This is a genomic window from Romboutsia lituseburensis (genome assembly GCF_024723825.1).
Taxonomy (GTDB): Bacteria; Bacillota; Clostridia; order Peptostreptococcales; family Peptostreptococcaceae; genus Romboutsia_F; species Romboutsia_F lituseburensis_A.
Map to the genome: position 1 here is coordinate 1,158,458 of NZ_JANQBQ010000001.1, position 18,142 is coordinate 1,176,599.

The window sequence follows — 18,142 nt, forward strand, 5'->3', positions numbered from 1 at the left end:
CTTTCTACATAGTTACGGTTATATGCATAACTTCATCTTCTTTTTCTTCCCTTTTTATAGCATATTTTTCTTCTAAAAACTTAGGTGCTACTTGTGGGAATAAAGCATACATTAGTACCTCTTCATCACATTTAGCTAATTCACTAGCTTCTTCTTTTATTGTTTCAAATTCAGGTTTTATCAAGTCTGCTGGTCTAACAGTTATTACTTCTTCATCTCCTATAATTTTCTTTCTTATCTCTTCACTAATTGGAGCTGGTGATTTACCATAATTCCCTCTTACATAGTCTTTTATTTCCTTAGGTATTAATTTATATCTTTCACCACTTAATACATTAAATAATGATTGTGTTCCAACCATTTGGCTCATCGGAGTAACCAATGGCGGATATCCTAAATCAGCTCTGACTCTTGGAACTTCTTTTAAAACTTCTTCATATTTATCAACTGCATTTTGTTGCTTTAGCTGAGATAGTAAGTTAGAAAGCATTCCCCCTGGAACTTGATATTTTAAAGTTTGAGGATCTGTTAACAAAACTTTAGGGTTTAATATTCCCTCACTCATATACTTATCTCTTATAGGCTTAAAGTGCTCTGCTACTTTCAAAAGCTTTTCCATATCAAGACCTGGATTTCTATCCATTTCAGAAAATGTAACAGCTAATGATTCTGTAGGAGGCTGTGAAGTTCCCCCACTAAATGGTGATATTGCAGTGTCAATTATATCTACTCCAGCTTCTACAGCTTTCATATATATCATATCTGCTATACCACTAGTACAATGAGTATGTAACTCTATCGGTAAGGTAGTCATTTCTTTAATTTTTTTCACTAATTCATATGCATTATATGGAGTTAAAACTCCTGCCATATCTTTTATACATATAGAATCAGCACCCATATTCTCCATTGTTTTAATTAAATCTAAATAATATTTTGTAGTATGGACTTCACTTGTAGTATAAGATATTGCACATTGACAATGACCATTATATTTTTTAATGGCATTCATTGAAGCCTCTAAGTTCCTTACATCATTTAATGCATCAAATACTCTTATAATGTCTATACCATTTTTTATTGATAGCTCTACAAATTTATCTACTGTATCATCGGCATAGTTTCTATAACCAAGTAAATTTTGACCTCTTAAAAGCATTTGTAATTTTGTTTTTTTTATATGTTTTCTTATAAGTCTCAATCTTTCCCAAGGATCCTCATTAAGAAAACGTATGCATGCATCAAATGTTGCTCCACCCCAAACTTCTAATGCATGATATCCTACATCATCCATAGTCTCAAGTATAGGTATTATTTCATCCGTTTTTAACCTTGTTGCAATTAAAGATTGGTGACCATCTCTTAATGCAGTTTCTGTTATTTTTAATTTACTCATTCAAATACCACACCCCTTTTTTATTTATTTCGACAATATATTAATATTGACTTATCCATATAATTTTTTACACTTTAGCATTAGGTCTCTATTTTTCAATGTTATTATTAATATTTTAAGTTACTTATTTAATATTTATGCTAAATTCACCTAAATAATTAATCCATTTTAATTAATTTCATTTAATTAATTTATTCTATATCCTTTCAAAATATCCTTCTACAAACTATATCAAATTTTTTATTTTATCATTTTTTGTTGTTGATTTTTCTTTGTTTATCTACAGACACATTGAAACTACTTGAGTGCATCATATATATATTAATTTTATTTTTTATTATTTTTTGTTGAATTTTACAAAAACCTAATTTATTATATTAAAATTAAAAAAGCTTTTAATAATTTTGTTATAAAATCATTAAAAGCTTTACTGTTTCAATTTAAATATTTACTTATAAATATCAAAAAACTCTATTTTAAATTTTTCAATGTTACCTCCATATTCAATAATCTCCTCATCATCCTCTATAACTTCTTTTATAGGAAATTCTACTGTAACTTTAGTTCCTTTATTTACTTTACTCTTTAAATCTATACTTCCATCTTGAATTTCAACTAAAGATTTAGATAAATACAGTCCTATTCCACTGCCAAATTCATTATTTATATTACCATTTTCTATTTGTTTAAACTTTTCAAAGATATCAATTAGCTTATCTTCTTCTATACCTACGCCACTATCTTTTATAGTTATTTGTACTTTATCTTCTAGCTTATAAATACTTACAAATATTTCTCCTCCACTCGGAGTAAATTTTATTGCATTTGATAAAACATTAAGAACAATTCTTTCTATAGCTTCAGGATCCAATCCAACTAATAAACATTCTTCATTTGTATCAAAAATCAAATTTATTCCTCTTGATCTTGCATATGGGTTAATTGATAAAACTATCTCTTCTATTAAATATACAATATCAAAATTAACTTTATTTATTTTATATATTTCTGATTTAACTTGAGATATATTAATTATATTATCAATCAATCTCATTAATCTAAACATATTTTGTTTTACTATTTTTACATGTGAATTAATCTCTCCCTTTTGATCTTTTATTTTATTACAACTATGTAATGTTTCTACTAACTGAGTTGAGCTATATATATTATTTAATGGCGTCTTTAATTCATGAGATATATTTGCATAAAATTCCATTTTCATTTTGTCGTATTCTCTTTGTTTTGTCAATATCTCCTTCATTCGTTCTGCTTCTCTTTTTTCATCTAAATCTTTAACTATTCTAAGCCTATGTTTTAGATTATCTAAAATCCAAATTTTTGAATAGAATTTTACTTCTTTTATATTTTTATTTTCATTGACAATATAAATTGTTTTATTCTTGTTTCCAGCTTGTAAGTTATATAAATGTTTTGTTTCTAATCTATCTCTGTATTTTTGAACCCAGATTCCATCACTATCATTTTCTATACCAAAAATTTCTTTAAATTTCTGATTTGCATAAATTATTTCTCCACTGCCTAATGCCTCTACAATTATACCATCGGGTATATTATTCAATATTTTATGATATAGCTGATTTTGTTTATTTATTTGTTGATATATATTAATCTCCTTACTTTTATCTATAAAAGTTAATAATTTTAATTCTTCTAATCCTTCGTTATAATTATTTATATGCACTTCTAAGTTATGTTCATTTTGGTATTTATCTTTCATAGTACAGTTCATAATAAAACTAGAATTACTATTCTCATGTATAAAATTAATTTGTTCTTCGTGAGATAAATTTACTTTTCTATAATTTTTATTATCGTAGATATTTATGTCAAACATATCATAATATTTAACTAATTCTATTCCATTTATATCACTTGAATTATATCCAAAAAATTCTTCAAAAGCTTTATTTATGCTCTGCAAATTGGCTTCTTTTACATTTGCTTTTACATTCCTTATCATTATAGGGCAAGGAATCCCCTCCACTATACTTTCATATTCTTCTCTTTTATCTCTTAATTCTTTTTCCATATCTAATTCGCTAGTAATATCTATAAAACTTATTAAATAAGTAAAATCAATATCATTATTTGTTATATTTAATACATATTGTTTGTTTTCTACATATACTATAGTCTCTAATATATTTTTATTTACTTCAATATTTTGTAGACCTTTAGTTATACTATCATTCTCTAGTATACATTCAATATTTAAAAAGTTATTTACATCATTTTTAAATAATCTTTTGCATTTGTTATTTCTATAAATTATATTGAATTTATAGTCAGTAATCATCCATGCACTTGGAATAGTATCTAGTGCTTGTTCTAATAATGCTTGTCTTTCAAGTATGAATTCTTTAATCTTATTTTGAATTGTTACATCTTTACTAATAATTGTATTTAGTTTTTTTAATCTTTCTGAACTAGCATTTAGTTTTTTATTTTTTAATTCTAGCTCAAAATATGGATTTTTTATTATATTTTTAATTATATAATTATATCCATAATATGTGTGGTTAAATAATATTATCATAACTAAATATCCTAAATTTTCTTTAATTTCAATTTTATTTATAAATATAAAAATCAGCACAATAATATTTAAAATAAAATTAATATAAGATAAATTTTTTATCATATCTTTATATTTGATTTGCTTACTTCTATATATAAATAAAGTCAAAATATTTATACATATATTTATAGACACAATGATTTTATTAACATACACCATGTCTATAAAACTATATAATATCAATGTAAAAACTATGATACTTGCATATATAACTACTGTAGTTTCAATTACTTTACTATTTTTATTAATTATATAGATTAAGTTAGATAAGTTCATTATAGTTAATGTTATATTGAATGGAATAAATTTATAATCTATATCATATATAGATCCAACACCTGATAAAACTATAATAGCTAAACTACTTATTTTTAAAATTTTAAGTAAAGTATTTTGCTCTACCCCTTCCTCATCATATGATACTGTATATAAAAATATCCAAAGTAATGTAGTTCTTAATAAGTTGATTGCTTTACAATAATAATACTTATTTAAAATAGCAATTATTATAAAAACTAAATTTAGAAAAAGTATTACCTTATATTCTTTAATAAACATTTTAATCTTTAGTAATTTATCTTCCTGGCTAATTACTTTTGTCTCCATAATCCTCCCCACTTTTTTGATTTAGTTATACATATAATATCAAATTATTTTCAAAAAATTTGTCATTTTCTAGTGTTAAAAATAAATAATTTACATATATAATTTAATTTTAATTATTAAAAAAGCTTAAAAAATATACTAAATGTATATTTCTTAAGCTTAACATAATAATATTTATAAGTTTTGATATAGTTAATTTTAGTTGTATACACATATTTAAATTAAATAATTTTACTAAACATCTACTTATATTTTATTTCGTTTTTTCATTTGTATTGTTATTTACATTTATACCTAATTTTTTATTCATTTCATCAATCATTTTTGTAAATTCACTTTTACTTTCATCTTTAATTTTAACACTTTCATCAACTAATTTTATATATTCTTCTTGTGTTTTTGACACTGCATCTTTTGGAATTTCATCTAGTTTTTTTAATTTGGCATCTATATTAGCTATAGTTTTTTCACCTTCTGCTATTAAGCTCTCATTCATTTTTTTAATATTAGTATCATCTGTTTTTATATCATTTTTTAATGAATTTACAAATGCTTGTGTTTTTTCTTTACTTGTTTTATAAGCCATTTTTACATTTTCTAAATATTTTTCATTTCCTGGATATTCATTAGTAGTATAATATTCTGTCACTTTTTCTGGAGTTAGATACATTTGATAGTCTTTAAGTCCAGTTTCGTAATCTCCGTAAACTTTAGAATATTTATTTAGATATTCTTTATCTACAACTTTAGTTTCTTCTGTAGTAGGTGTTTCTACTTTTTTTTCTTCAACAGTTTTAGTTTTGCTAGTACACCCAGTCATACCAAGTATTAATGCTAATGATAGTCCTGTCGTTGTGATTTTTTTTAAATTCATAGCCATCCTCCTATTTTTGTATGTATTTTATGTGTATACATAAAATAAAATTAAGTAAATTACTATATTATTATTTGTATATTTTAAAATTTTATTACATTTTTTAATCCCCTTATTGATATTGATTGTCATTTGTATTATAATCACATTAATATTAATAATCATTTTCAATAAGGAGTTGTCATTATGAAATGCTATGCATGCGAAAATAAATTAAATTCATCATATATAAATTGGTTACTAGAACTATTAGGTCCTGTTCTTATGGGATCTAAGCCTTGTGAAATATTATCTATACCTGTATTTGATAACGATAAAGAATATAAATTATCTGAAATAAAAAAACACTTTAAACTTTGTTCAAAGATTGATTTTATAATAATTGATAAAGAAAAAAAAGGATTGAAAATTTTATTTATTAATAAAACATCTTTGAGCAGCCAACTAGAGAATGTTAAAATTCAAAATTTTTTAAAATACCTAGATTATCCAAGTCCAAATGATTTAGATAGCTGTTTAAATCATTTAATAGAAAAATTATATTCAGATGAGTTTCCTGATGAGATAGGTATTTTTTTAGGATACCCACTAAAAGATGTAGTTGGATTTATGGGATACGGTAATTATGAATTCCAATCAACTAAATATTGGAGAGTTTATGGAGATCCAAAGCCCTCAGAAGACTTATATTCTAAATTTTTAAGTCATCGAAAAAATATTAGGAATTTACTAAATAGCTATAGTGCAAAATTTATACTTTCTAATTTTTAATAAGCCTATTAACCATTAAAATAAATAAAAAAGATATTTACAGTTATTTTACTTCCTGTAAATATCTTTTTTAGATTTTATGGAATTATCTATTATAGCGAATGATTTGTCCTGCCATAAAATTTTCACATATGTCTTTTATTATTTCTGACATAAAGCATCCCCCCACTTTTGAACCTAATAACAAATCAATACATATTTCTACATTTCCACTATAAAATCCTTTTTTATGTTAATTTTTTTTAATTTTGCTTGTTTTATGTTAATTTTTTTTAATTACATTTACTATATCCACATTGTAAGCATATCCCACATCCGCCGGTTGGAATTATCGATTCATTTCCACATTCAGGACATACAAAACTTTCAACTTCATTTTCTTCAGTAGTTATAGCTAATTCATTTTCTATATTTTTTTCTTCATACATATTTTCTTTTTTAGTATTTTTAGGCTTTTCATTCAAAAGTACTCCGCCTCTTTGGCATCCATCTCTATATATAGTTATTCCTTTCAAATTATTTTTCCATGCATCCATATATATATCATATACATCTTCTACTGTTGATTCATATGGTATATTTATTGTAGATGAAATGGAAGCATCTATATGTTTTTGCCATGCTTTTTGCATTTTGATTCTGTCTTCTGCTTTTAGGTTCATTGCTGTTACGAAAATGTCAGATAAATCTTCCTCATTATCTATACTATTTATATCCATATACTCCTTTACAATAGGTGTATAAACTTTATAATATACATCTTCATTGTGCAAACTTTCTGTCTTCCTTATATATGATAAGTTGAACATCGGCTCTATTCCCCCACTTATACCTAACATCGTTGATATAGAACCTGTTGGTGGTATGGTTAGTAATTGTGAGTTTCTAATGCCATATGTTTTTACTAAATCAGCTGTATCCTTGTCAATATTTTCTTTAAAGAATCTTGACTTCATTATAGCCTCTTCATTATACATTTCATATACTCCATAGTCTTTAGCTAATAATGCAGATTGTTTAACTGCTTCGTTTAACATTATTTTTGATAGTTTTTCACAAAGTTTTATAGATTTTTCACTTCCATATCTTATATTTAATTTTATAAGCATATCAGCTATTCCCATAACACCTAGTCCAATTTGTCTATACTTAGATACTGTTTCTTTTTGAATGCCTAATGGATGTAATGGTAACCCTTCTTCTAATACTTCATTTAAACCTATTACACAATCAGATACACACGCTCTAAATTTTTTAATATCAAAAATAGCATTTTCTGTAAATGGCTCTACTATAAATTCAGCTAAATTTATAGAACCAAGTAAGCAACTCCCACCTGCTGGAAGTGGTTCTTCTGCACATGGATTTACACCTGCATATTTAAAGTTTTTATCTTCACTTAATAAATGATTTTTTTCTATATTGTCCCAAAACAATATACCAGGCTCCGCAAAATCCCAATTATTCTTTATAAGCTTCATAAATAACTTATAAGCATCAACTTTTTTAGTTATTACTTCTTTTGTTTCTTGTATTTCAAATTTACATTCATATGTTTCTTTATTTTCAACAGCATTCATAAATCTATCATTAATTCTTACTGAAATATTAGCTTTCGTAACCTTATCTAAGTCTGTCTTTATATCTATAAAGTCTTCTATATCTGGATGGTTTACATCCATAGATATCATTAAAGCCCCACGTCTTCCTCTTTGTCCAATAAGACCTGTAGTCATTGAATAAAGATCCATAAATGAAACAGCTCCAGTTGTAGTTTTAGCCGAGTTGTGTACCTTAGAACCTCTAGGTCTTAAGTTAGATATATCAATTCCAACTCCACCACCATAGCTGAAAGTTCTCGCAAGATACTTAGCTGTATCAAATATTGATTCTATATTATCATTAGGTGGTTGTAAAACATAACAGTTTGAATAAGTTACTTTTATTCCATCTTTAGATAATCCTCTATTTGCTAATATTCTACCTGCGAATAAAAATTTTCTTTCTCTTATTAACTTTTCTATTTTTTTATTTGCTCCTGAAACTCTTACTAACCATTCATTAAAGTTTTCATGGTTATATTGGTACTTATTGTTCCAAATTGATTTTTGTAACTGGTCCATTTGCCATTTGGACTTTCTTATATCTGATCTTTTTTCTCTATATAATATATATTTTTTAGCAACATCTTTTCTATTTGATTCCATAAGTAGTAATTCTACATTATCTTGAATTTCTTCTACACTTATATTTTCATTTGAAGACAGTACTCTATCTTCAATTTTAATAGCTATATTTTTTGCTAATTTTTCATCTATTCCATATTTGCTATTTATTGTTGACTTATATATAGCATTTATTATTTTATTTTTATCAAAATTCTCTTTGCTTCCATCCCTTTTTATTATTTTCATAAAAGTTGTACGCTCCCATTCTTTATCTTGTAATACTATTTTTTTATACCCATTTTTATTTTTTTAACACAATATATTGAATGTTTTTCTATCCTTCTTCTATATATTGTGTTTTCATAAAGTATTTATTCAAAATAAAAATCTATCATTTATAAACATATATTTTTATTTTTAATACTAAAATCGTTAATTAACTTATCTCTTATAACTATATTTTTACTAAATTTTGAAAAAATTTTAATTTTTTTCATTTATTATTAACTTAGTACTTGATTTTATTTTTTATATAAGTTATACTTAATAAACAAGCTTAGATAATAAGCTTGCATTTTTTTTAATATATGGAGGTTTTTTCTCATGAAAAACGGAATAGTAAAATGGTTTAACAGCGAAAAAGGATTTGGATTCATATCTGTAGAAGGTGGAGATGACGTATTCGTACATTTCTCAGCTATACAAGGTGACGGATTCAAAACTTTAGAAGAAGGACAAGAAGTTAGCTTCGAAATAGTTGAAGGAAACAGAGGTCCTCAAGCTGCAAATGTAAATAGAATATAATTATTATTTTTAATATTAATATATATATTTTTATTTCAAAAAAAGAAGCTTTCAAGCTTCTTTTTTTGTTGTTTTATTCTATTTATTTTCTAATTTATATTTAAATTTGATACTTAATTTAAATTTTCTATATTGTATTTAGGAGCCTTCTCAAACTTAATTTTGCCTTTTTCCTCAACTATAGCCTTCGGTATTATTTTATCTATCCCTATTTTTGATGTTATTTCATCTACTTTTAATACATCATTTAAATCTTTTAATATAGCTTGAATCGGATAAAATTTATGAACTATTTCAGGGCTATATATTAAAAAAGAACTTGAAATCAAAAATATAATTCCTATTACTATTTTATTTTTCCTTTGATTAATTCTTTTTTCTTCTTCTATATCTGATTGAGCTTGATCGATTGATTCTTTTACCCATAATTTCAAGTCTTTCGATGCCTTTATATTTTCTATTTTATTTTTATCTATATAAAAATCATCCATATATTTATCAATTTCTCTTATGCTTATATTATTATCTTTATTGTTCTTTTTCTTGTTCAATATCATCAACCTCCTTTAATAATTTTTTCATATCCAGTATTCCTTTTTTTAAATTAATTTTTATTTCATTAATAGTAATTTCTAATATATTTGATATTTCTTCTAGCTTTAATCTTTCTATATATCTTAGGATTATTACATCTTTATATTTATTTTCTAATTCATCTATTGCATTATATAAATTTATTTTAGTATCTATCATATCCCCAATTATAAACTCTTTTATATAAGAGTTTTTACTATGCTCTAGGTCTATCATACCGTGCTTGCATAAAAAATCATTACATTCATTTATAAGAATTTTACTTATCCATCTTTTAAAATACTTAGGATCATTTAAAGTATGAATATTTTTATAAGCTTTATAAATTGTTTCTTGTATAATCTCTTTTACATCTTCTTCATACTTACATCTTATATAAGCTTCTCTATACAATCTATCAGAATATTTATCTATTAAATTTTCAAATGACTGCCTGTCTCCATTAATTGCTCTTTTTACTGTTACTATATCTTCCATTATTTCTCCTTACTATATTTTAATTTTCGTTTATTAACATAATATGGATCGCTCTATTATTATTTATTTCGATATAATATTTTAACATATTTAGCTATATAAAACCTATATATTAAAAATTTATAGTTATAAATTTTTAATATAAGAATAAGTATTGTTCTATTCTTATATTATTCATTAAATTTAAGGTTTAAATATTGTAACCTTTATTTTTTATTATTAATCATTATAGATATGTTGTCCTAATATAATATATAGTCATAAATATTTTATTTTAAAGGGGTGTTGTTAAATGAAAAAAGGTTCGAAAAACTTCTTAATAACATTTTCTATGATTTGTGTAATATTTGTACCAGCTATTGCTACATACTCCTTTGCTACTAAGTCTTCAACAAAGGAAGTTAAATTAAAAGAAACAAAAAAAATTAATAAAAATGTAGCTATGATAAACGATCTTAATAAAAGTGATCTGTCTGAAATAGAAAAACAGATTAATAAAATTCAAATTTCCTATTATGGTATAGATAAAGATTTTCACAAAATAGATTATAATAATATATTCAAAAAATGTGTTATTATGGGAGATTCTCAAGTGGAGGGATTAGCAGTTTATAATTTTTTTAATTATAATTCTATTATCGCAAAAAAAGGATCAAATTTAGTAAATTCAAAGTCTAAATGCCAAATATTAAAAGATACAAAACCTTCAAAAGTTTTTATGTTATATGGCCTAAATGATATGATTATCTATAAAGATAATGTAGATGAATTTATTAAAAATTATAAATATTTAGTAATAGAAGTGAAAAAATCACTGCCTAAATCTGAAATTTTTATAAATTCTATACTTCCTGTTCAAGAACAGGTAAAAGATAAAAATTCAATTTATAAAAATATAAATAAATATAATAAAGAATTAAAAAAAATGTGTTCAGAATTAAATATAACTTTTATTGATACATCTAATCTATTTCTTAATAATGATGAATTATATGAAAAAGACGGTATTCATTTAAAACCATTGTTTTATCCTGCATGGTTAGAACAATTAAAAAAACAAGCTAATTTATAATTAATTATTTCAAATTAAAAATCAATAGAAAAAGAGGTTTTTTATATGAATTTTACTAACATATCTTTTATTTTTATATTTTTACCTATAACATTAATCTTATATTATATATTTCCAAAAAGATTCAAAAACTTGATTTTGCTTATATCAAGTTTATTATTTTATTCGTTCGGAAAACCAATCTATATTTTATTAATGTTATTTACAACAGTATTTAATTATTATATGGGAATTTTTATAGATAAAAATAAGGAAAATAAATCAATAAGAAAAAAAATTTTTATATTTACTATAATAGTTGATATATCTATACTATTATTATTTAAATGCTACTCATTTTTAGTACATGATATATGTAGTTTATTACTCTTTGATATAACTTCAATAAACACACGCATACCTTTAGGTATATCATTTTATACGCTTTTATCAATTTCTTACATAATTGATATTTATAGAGGCAATGTTAAAATTCAAAAAAATTTTATCTCAATAGCTCTTTATATTTCATTACTTCCTATACTAATATTTGGACCTATTGTAAAGTATAAAGATATAGAGTACCAATTATTTAATAGAAATGAAAGTATAAATAAACTTGGCAAAGGGATTGAACTATTTTTAATGGGTCTCGCTAAGAAAGTATTAATTGCTGATAATATAGGCATACTTTGGAAAAATATTATTCATATAGATATCTCGAATTTATCAGTTGTTACTTCATGGGTTGGTATAGCAGCAGTGTCATTACATATTTATTTTAATATTAGTGCTTATTCTGATATGGCCATTGGTATTGGCAAAATGTTTGGTTTTGAAATTACTCCAAACTTTAATTATCCTTACATGTCTAAAAGTGTATGTGAATTTTTTAGAAGATGGTTTGTATCTTTAGGTAGCTGGTTTAAAGATTACATCTACATTCCCCTTGGTGGAAACAAAGTATCTTCAAAGAAACAATCTTTAAATATATTATTAGTATGGCTAATAGTAGGTATTTGGGCTGGTTGTAGCTTAAACTATTTATTTTTTGCAATATATTTTGCTACTATCATATTGCTAGAAAAGACAGTTTTAAAAAATAAATTAAAAACATTTCCAAAATTTATTTGCCATCTATATACATTGATTATTGTTTCAATTGGCTGGATGTTATTTAGTATGAATGATTTATCTTCTTGTTTTAGTTACATTAAAGTAATGTTATTTATGTCTGGTAATCCTATTTTCAATAATTCCTCTTTGTATTACACTTACACTAATTTTATTTTACTAATTATATCAATTATTTTATGTACTCCTTTTATTAGTAAAAAATTCTATAAGTTAAAACTTAGTGGATATGGTTTCCCAACGTTTATAAATATAGTAATATTTTTAATTTCTTTATCTTATTTAGTTAGCAGTATACCAGTAGATTCTAATTTTATAGGAAAAGAACTTTTTATAAAAGTTAAATCTAGTATTGATTTGATAGCTCTTAATAAAGATAATAATGATGTTTTCTTAGGTAAAGATGGATATCTTATAGAAAATTTTGTGCCTAATAATAATTATGAAATAAATAAAACTAGTGAAGCAATAAATAAATTTTCAATAAAAAACAAAAATTTAAATACTTACTTAGCGATAATACCAAATTCAGTTAGTATTTTAGAAAGTAAATTACCCAAGTATGCTCCAGTTAAAAATCAAAAATCTTATATTGATGAATTCGCAAAAAAATTAAATAAAAATACAAAATATATTAATACATTTGATGCTCTTAAGAAAGTATCTGATAAATATATTTATTATAAAACTGATAAACACTGGACCTCTTTGGGAGCCTATACTACCTTCTTAAAACTTCAAGAAGATATGTTATTAAGTTCTGATACTTATTATGATGTAAAAAAAGTTAGTAATAATTTTACAGGAAATTTATGCTCTCAAAGTGGATTTAGAAGCAATAATTCTGATGATATAAACATTTATCTACCTTCAAATACGAATACAGACTTTATTGTTAATTACTTAGATAATAAATCAAAAAAAACAACCCTTTATAATACTACTAAACTTGATTCTCAAGACAAATATTCAGTATTTTTAAATGGTGACCATCCTATAATTGAAATTAATACAACAACTAATACTCCTAGACAATTACTTTTAATTAAAGATTCTTATGCAAATTCAATGGTTCCTTATCTTCTCGAGTCTTATAGTAAAATTACAATTGTAGATCCAAAATATTATTCTAATAATTTATATGATTTAATTGATGATAATAAATTTACAGATGTACTATTCTTATACAATGCAAATACTTTTTTTAAAGATACACATTTAGTAGATTTACTAAATCTTAAATAAAACAATAAAAATCAAGGATATAATAAATTATTATATCCTTGCCTTTTTACATTTTTAAATATGAATTCAATAATCTACGAACTTATTTAATTCTTTACTTTATTTTTGTCTAAACATTTCTCTGGCTCAATATATATTACTTTCCATACTCCATTTTTATCTTTTTTATAATCAGCAATTTTTAAGTCTACTCCATTTGTTAGTTGATAAAAAAGTACATAATATTCATTATTATTTTTGTCTTTAAAATATGCTTTTTTCTCATATCCATCTTCTTCTATTTTAATATCTGAATCAATTAAAGAACACCATTCACCATATTCTATCTCTAAAAAAGATTTAGCATCATATGACCATCCATGATATGGAGCACATAAATAATTTTCATCATTATAAACCATATCTTTTATTTTATATGTATCTCCTAATTTTTCTAAATGTATATATCCATAGTAATATGCAAATAGTCCCTTATTCTCTTTTGATCCTTCAATCACTTCTATTTCTACAAAATATTTTATATCATTTGGATTATTTTTATCCCCTGGGGCTTTATTTAGCTTCACTAAATTAATATGTAATTTATTCTCAAATGACTTAACATATTTGTTATAGTCCATTTTTTTTCTATATCCATCGGTTAAAAAGTTATATGCGACTGGATAAGGACCTTTAGCATCACCAATAGTACCACATCCTGTGTTAGTATTATATAATGGATTTGCAGCTTCTCTTAAAACACTAAAATAATTTATAATTGTATCTTCTGGAGTTTTTAGCATATTATCATCAATTTTAACTTCATTTGGTTTATTTCCATACATTTCATATAGGGATTTTTCAATTCTATCATTTATTATTTTTGAACTAGATGGTCTAAAAAATCGTTCCAAACTATAATACTCTTCTTGGTTATCTACTTCCTTATCATTTTCTACACAAAACTCTTTTATGTGTTTCCCTCCCATAATTACAATCTCTGTACTTGACTGCTTCTTATCAAAGTACAAGCTTATACATATAACGCCTAATATAGCAGTGCATATTAACCTTTTCTTATTTTTTAGCATAACCTCTCACCCTTCATTATAAAACTTATTCTCTTAATCATTATATTGAACAAGTTATCTTTATATAATAAAAAGTTTTATGATAAATTAATTTAAGAGATTTTTTTATAATAAAAAACTCCAATAAGTCTAATTTAACTTACTAGAGTTTTTATTAATTATTTCTTAGGTTTTTTGTATACACTTCTATCCACGTACTCTTTCTTTATAACCTTTCCGTTAGAATCTTTATATATTCTATATGTATCTGCTGCGTCTCGTCCATTTATTTTAAATGTTTTTACATATATATCTAGGTTAGGTTTATCTCCTGAATTTCCATATATACTAGACGTTACAGTTCCATTTCCAACTGTAGTTTTTACAAATACAGGATGTGAATAAGGATTTTTAAATTTAAAATCTGTTCCCCCATCATTTACCATAGCATCTCTTCCTAGTGGTGCATAACTTGATGCTAATGAATGATTGGTTATTGATACTAGTTCCATTCCTGAACTTAAAACAGCATTATACAGTGTTGTAGATACCTGACAAACTCCTCCGCCTAAAGCATCTTGAAGTCCTCCATTTATTATAACAGGAGCTCCTTTATAACCATTGGATCTGTTTCTATCCCCAGTTAAATTATTATATGAATAAACTTCTCCTGGCATTAATAGTACATTACTACTTTTATATGCTGCCGTTCTTATATTGTGAACCCTACCAGATAATCCAGTCGAAAACTTCGTTGTATATTGACCTAGTAGTGCATTTACACTTTCAGCATCCTTAGTTGTTACTTTAGGTTGTTTTAGGTTAACTTCAAGATTTATGTCTCCATATTTCTTTTCTTTTATACTTTTTATAATATTTTCCTTAGTGGATGCTATATCTAATTCTTTTCCTACTTTAGATGGTGTTACACCTATGCCACCAGACACATATACTGTTGCATTTACCATTTCTACATTTATAGCCTTTGATACCGCTTGTATTTTATCACTAAGTTTTGCTTCATCATATGATGATTTTAACTCTATAATTTTATCATTGCTTTTAAGGCCAAAATATCTTTTTACATTTTCAAAATAGCTATCAGTTTTAGTGTAATTATAAGCTTCCTCTATAGTTTCTTCTACATTGTATTTTAAATTTATATCCTCTGGAGATATTTCATGATTAGTATTTTCATATATCAAATACATACTTTTGGGCTGTTTTTTATTACCTACTACTTCTAGCGCTTCATCTTTTGTCAAGTTTGATACATCTATGTTATCTATAAATATATGCTTTGCAATTTTATCATTATAAAGATGATTTGTATTGAAATGATTAATAATAATTCCTAGAAAAACAACTGCTGATATACAACCTATTACCCTATTTCTTTTTTTATTTTCTTTTAGGCTTTCTAGCCTGCCTTTCTTCTTTTGTGTACTTTTACTCATTACCCCCACCTCATTTTTAAGACTATCTAAATTATATGAGATTAAATTTTTTTAAACAACATTTATGTCAGATATGTAACTATATTGTTACATTTTAGCAAAATACACCTATTACTGGGTAGTGATCAGAATAATATACTTTATCTACCTTATAATTATCTACAATAATGTTGTAATCTAAAAATATATAATCTATTCTGGCGTTTGATTTTACAAATGTACATAAATCATTATTTTTTGTAACTATAGCCGCATCATAGAATGTATTTATATTAATATTTTTTTCATTAAAATCTCCACATATTATATTTTTACCAACTATCGTCTGTTTGTAATCTAATATTTCACTTATTTGTATTTTTCTTTCTTCTTTATCTAATCCAAGATGGGTATTTATGATATTAAACTTTCCTTGTAGCGAAAATACGTTTGTATATAAAAAACCTCTTTGTTCTTTTTTACTAGTTAAAAAAACGTGAGTATGATATTCTATTTCATTCTTTGCAAATGTACATATACCATACATCAAACTTGGTTTATTAACATTCATAGCAAATATACCATCCATCTTTAAATCCAACTTTAATTTTGCAAACTGTGGATACAAAACCTCTTGCAAGCAAATAACATCACAATCTAATTCTTTCAAATATTTACTTATCTTATTTAATGTAATTTTATCATTTCCATCCATACCTTTATGAATATTATAAGTTACCATTTTCATAGTTTTATCTCCTATAAATATACCTTAAATTTATATTATTTAAATTTTAATACTTATTTTAGTTATATAGTATAAAAAACCTAGCTTAGTTATAAATATCCCCTACCAAGCTAGGCTTTTCTAATAGATTTATATATTAACATTTTACTAATGTTTAATTTCTTTTTTTATACGAGTAAGTTTCCCTTGATTTACAACAAATACAAATCCTAATTTCTCATAGATTTCATTTAATTCCATTAAAGTCACTTCTCCATTTTTTAAATTTGCTAAAGTTATTTCTTTTACCTTTCTTGCTGAAATCATCATTAGTTACCACTCCTTTTTGAATTTGTTATACTCTATTATATTTTACCTTTATTTAAAATATGACTATTTTGTATTTATTAATCATATAATTACGAACATTCCTTTCGACTGTTTTATTATATAACAAACAATTGTTCGTATCAATATAAAATTTTATTTTTATGGCATCTTTTGTAATTTTTTATTTTTTTTTGTATTTTTTCTACAATAAAATAATTTTAATATTTTTAACTCAACATGAAATTTTTAACTCTTTTATATTTTATGAATTAAATAGTTTTTTATTACTTTTTCATATATATAAATTTTTTAAAAAGAAAATATATATATAGACTTATATAAATTTTAGTACTATTATTTAATTAACTTCAATCTTCTTTCAGATTTTTCATGTAATTTCTTTAGTTGATTGATATTAAAATTTAACAAACTACCCTACCAGAAAAGAGTTTATCTAATCTGAAAGGAATTGTTTATAAATAGCACTCTTATTTTTGTGCAAATATTAACTTTTCCTTGTAATTTACTTTGGAAAAGTTTTTTTATTTATAAAATTTAGCTCGGGTTAGTTGTTATTTATTATATGATTTTTTGTATATTATTGAAGGGAGGTATTATGAAAAAAGTAGCTGTTATAAGTGCTATATTAGAAGAACCAGATAAATCCCAACATAAATTTAATAAAATTGTTTCAAATTTCAAAGGCATTATAAAGGGAAGAATGGGCATCCCTTGCGAAGAAGAGGGTGTATCTATAATCTGTATAGTAGTTTTAGCCGAAATGAACACTATAAATAGCTTAACAGGTAAGCTAGGAAATATTGAGGATGTATTAGTAAAAACTAGCATCTCAAAGAAAGAACTTTAGGGGGTGAAAA

15 protein-coding genes are annotated in these 18,142 nt (G+C 24.2%); 5 read left to right on the plus strand and 10 right to left on the minus strand.

What is annotated here, in order from left to right; all coding sequences use genetic code 11:
- Positions 1 to 4: 4 nt before the first annotated feature.
- The 3 genes from NWE74_RS05660 to NWE74_RS05670 form a co-directional block, all read right to left on the minus strand.
- The gene (locus tag NWE74_RS05660) at positions 5 to 1,396 is read right to left on the minus strand and encodes an oxaloacetate decarboxylase subunit alpha (protein ID WP_258242260.1); all 1,392 of its coding nucleotides are present in this window, start codon (positions 1,394 to 1,396) and stop codon (positions 5 to 7) included.
- Between the two features lie 448 nt (positions 1,397 to 1,844).
- Positions 1,845 to 4,604, minus strand: a complete 2,760-nt coding sequence (locus tag NWE74_RS05665) for an ATP-binding protein (RefSeq protein ID WP_258242261.1) — start codon at positions 4,602 to 4,604, stop codon at positions 1,845 to 1,847.
- A gap of 253 nt (positions 4,605 to 4,857) precedes the next feature.
- Entirely contained in the window at positions 4,858 to 5,478 is a 621-nt protein-coding gene (locus tag NWE74_RS05670; protein WP_258242262.1) for a hypothetical protein, read from the minus strand.
- Between the two features lie 186 nt (positions 5,479 to 5,664).
- Here NWE74_RS05670 and NWE74_RS05675 point away from each other — a divergent pair, with 186 nt between their 5' ends.
- Entirely contained in the window at positions 5,665 to 6,249 is a 585-nt protein-coding gene (locus tag NWE74_RS05675) for a DUF3793 family protein (protein ID WP_258242263.1), read from the plus strand.
- A gap of 272 nt (positions 6,250 to 6,521) precedes the next feature.
- Here the strand turns inward: NWE74_RS05675 and NWE74_RS05680 are convergent, their stop codons facing one another.
- Positions 6,522 to 8,663, minus strand: coding sequence for an adenosylcobalamin-dependent ribonucleoside-diphosphate reductase (locus tag NWE74_RS05680; protein ID WP_258242264.1), 2,142 nt, complete (start codon positions 8,661 to 8,663; stop codon positions 6,522 to 6,524).
- Between the two features lie 357 nt (positions 8,664 to 9,020).
- Here NWE74_RS05680 and cspD point away from each other — a divergent pair, with 357 nt between their 5' ends.
- Positions 9,021 to 9,221 (plus strand): cold-shock protein CspD, encoded by a 201-nt coding sequence (gene cspD / locus NWE74_RS05685; protein WP_092723188.1) that lies wholly within the window; start codon positions 9,021 to 9,023, stop codon positions 9,219 to 9,221.
- Positions 9,222 to 9,334: 113 nt separating this feature from the next.
- Here the strand turns inward: cspD and NWE74_RS05690 are convergent, their stop codons facing one another.
- Positions 9,335 to 9,772 carry a hypothetical protein gene (locus tag NWE74_RS05690; RefSeq protein WP_258242265.1) on the minus strand — a complete coding sequence of 146 codons (438 nt, stop codon included), beginning with the start codon at positions 9,770 to 9,772 and terminating at the stop codon, positions 9,335 to 9,337.
- Positions 9,750 to 10,292: a sigma-70 family RNA polymerase sigma factor gene (locus tag NWE74_RS05695; RefSeq protein ID WP_258242266.1), complete on the minus strand. Its 543-nt coding sequence runs from the start codon at positions 10,290 to 10,292 to the stop codon at positions 9,750 to 9,752. The genes NWE74_RS05690 and NWE74_RS05695 overlap by 23 nt, the downstream gene beginning before the upstream one ends.
- Positions 10,293 to 10,584: 292 nt before the next feature.
- On the opposite strand from NWE74_RS05695, the gene NWE74_RS05700 reads away from it, so the two are divergent.
- The gene (locus tag NWE74_RS05700) at positions 10,585 to 11,364 is read left to right on the plus strand and encodes a GDSL-type esterase/lipase family protein (RefSeq protein WP_258242267.1); all 780 of its coding nucleotides are present in this window, start codon (positions 10,585 to 10,587) and stop codon (positions 11,362 to 11,364) included.
- A gap of 45 nt (positions 11,365 to 11,409) precedes the next feature.
- Complete coding sequence (locus tag NWE74_RS05705; RefSeq protein WP_258242268.1) at positions 11,410 to 13,722, plus strand: DHHW family protein; 2,313 nt, start codon at positions 11,410 to 11,412, stop codon at positions 13,720 to 13,722.
- Positions 13,723 to 13,808: 86 nt separating this feature from the next.
- Here NWE74_RS05705 and NWE74_RS05710 read toward each other — a convergent pair whose 3' ends face one another.
- The 4 genes from NWE74_RS05710 to NWE74_RS05725 all read right to left on the minus strand — a co-directional run bounded on the left by NWE74_RS05710 (position 13,809) and on the right by NWE74_RS05725 (position 17,264).
- Positions 13,809 to 14,792 carry a hypothetical protein gene (locus NWE74_RS05710; RefSeq protein ID WP_258242269.1) on the minus strand — a complete coding sequence of 328 codons (984 nt, stop codon included), beginning with the start codon at positions 14,790 to 14,792 and terminating at the stop codon, positions 13,809 to 13,811.
- A 158-nt stretch (positions 14,793 to 14,950) separates the two neighbouring features.
- Entirely contained in the window at positions 14,951 to 16,228 is a 1,278-nt protein-coding gene (locus NWE74_RS05715; RefSeq protein WP_258242270.1) for a VanW family protein, read from the minus strand.
- Between the two features lie 94 nt (positions 16,229 to 16,322).
- On the minus strand, positions 16,323 to 16,955 hold the full coding sequence (locus NWE74_RS05720) for an endonuclease/exonuclease/phosphatase family protein (protein WP_258242271.1): 633 nt from the start codon (positions 16,953 to 16,955) through the stop codon (positions 16,323 to 16,325).
- Between the two features lie 147 nt (positions 16,956 to 17,102).
- Positions 17,103 to 17,264, minus strand: a complete 162-nt coding sequence (locus NWE74_RS05725; RefSeq protein WP_258242272.1) for a hypothetical protein — start codon at positions 17,262 to 17,264, stop codon at positions 17,103 to 17,105.
- Positions 17,265 to 17,880: 616 nt separating this feature from the next.
- On the opposite strand from NWE74_RS05725, the gene NWE74_RS05730 reads away from it, so the two are divergent.
- Positions 17,881 to 18,132 (plus strand): TM1266 family iron-only hydrogenase system putative regulator, encoded by a 252-nt coding sequence (locus tag NWE74_RS05730; RefSeq protein WP_258242273.1) that lies wholly within the window; start codon positions 17,881 to 17,883, stop codon positions 18,130 to 18,132.
- Positions 18,133 to 18,142: the final 10 nt, after the last annotated feature.

Coding starts and splice junctions, on each gene's coding strand:
- NWE74_RS05720 (WP_258242271.1), bottom strand. CDS start 16,955: ATGAAAATGGTAACTTATAATATTCATAAAGGTATGGATGGAAATGAT.
- NWE74_RS05680 (WP_258242264.1), bottom strand. CDS start 8,663: ATGAAAATAATAAAAAGGGATGGAAGCAAAGAGAATTTTGATAAAAAT.
- NWE74_RS05710 (WP_258242269.1), bottom strand. CDS start 14,792: ATGCTAAAAAATAAGAAAAGGTTAATATGCACTGCTATATTAGGCGTT.
- NWE74_RS05705 (WP_258242268.1), top strand. CDS start 11,410: ATGAATTTTACTAACATATCTTTTATTTTTATATTTTTACCTATAACA.
- NWE74_RS05700 (WP_258242267.1), top strand. CDS start 10,585: ATGAAAAAAGGTTCGAAAAACTTCTTAATAACATTTTCTATGATTTGT.
- NWE74_RS05670 (WP_258242262.1), bottom strand. CDS start 5,478: ATGAATTTAAAAAAAATCACAACGACAGGACTATCATTAGCATTAATA.
- cspD (WP_092723188.1), top strand. CDS start 9,021: ATGAAAAACGGAATAGTAAAATGGTTTAACAGCGAAAAAGGATTTGGA.
- NWE74_RS05660 (WP_258242260.1), bottom strand. CDS start 1,396: ATGAGTAAATTAAAAATAACAGAAACTGCATTAAGAGATGGTCACCAA.
- NWE74_RS05725 (WP_258242272.1), bottom strand. CDS start 17,264: ATGATGATTTCAGCAAGAAAGGTAAAAGAAATAACTTTAGCAAATTTA.
- NWE74_RS05715 (WP_258242270.1), bottom strand. CDS start 16,228: ATGAGTAAAAGTACACAAAAGAAGAAAGGCAGGCTAGAAAGCCTAAAA.
- NWE74_RS05675 (WP_258242263.1), top strand. CDS start 5,665: ATGAAATGCTATGCATGCGAAAATAAATTAAATTCATCATATATAAAT.
- NWE74_RS05730 (WP_258242273.1), top strand. CDS start 17,881: ATGAAAAAAGTAGCTGTTATAAGTGCTATATTAGAAGAACCAGATAAA.
- NWE74_RS05665 (WP_258242261.1), bottom strand. CDS start 4,604: ATGGAGACAAAAGTAATTAGCCAGGAAGATAAATTACTAAAGATTAAA.
- NWE74_RS05695 (WP_258242266.1), bottom strand. CDS start 10,292: ATGGAAGATATAGTAACAGTAAAAAGAGCAATTAATGGAGACAGGCAG.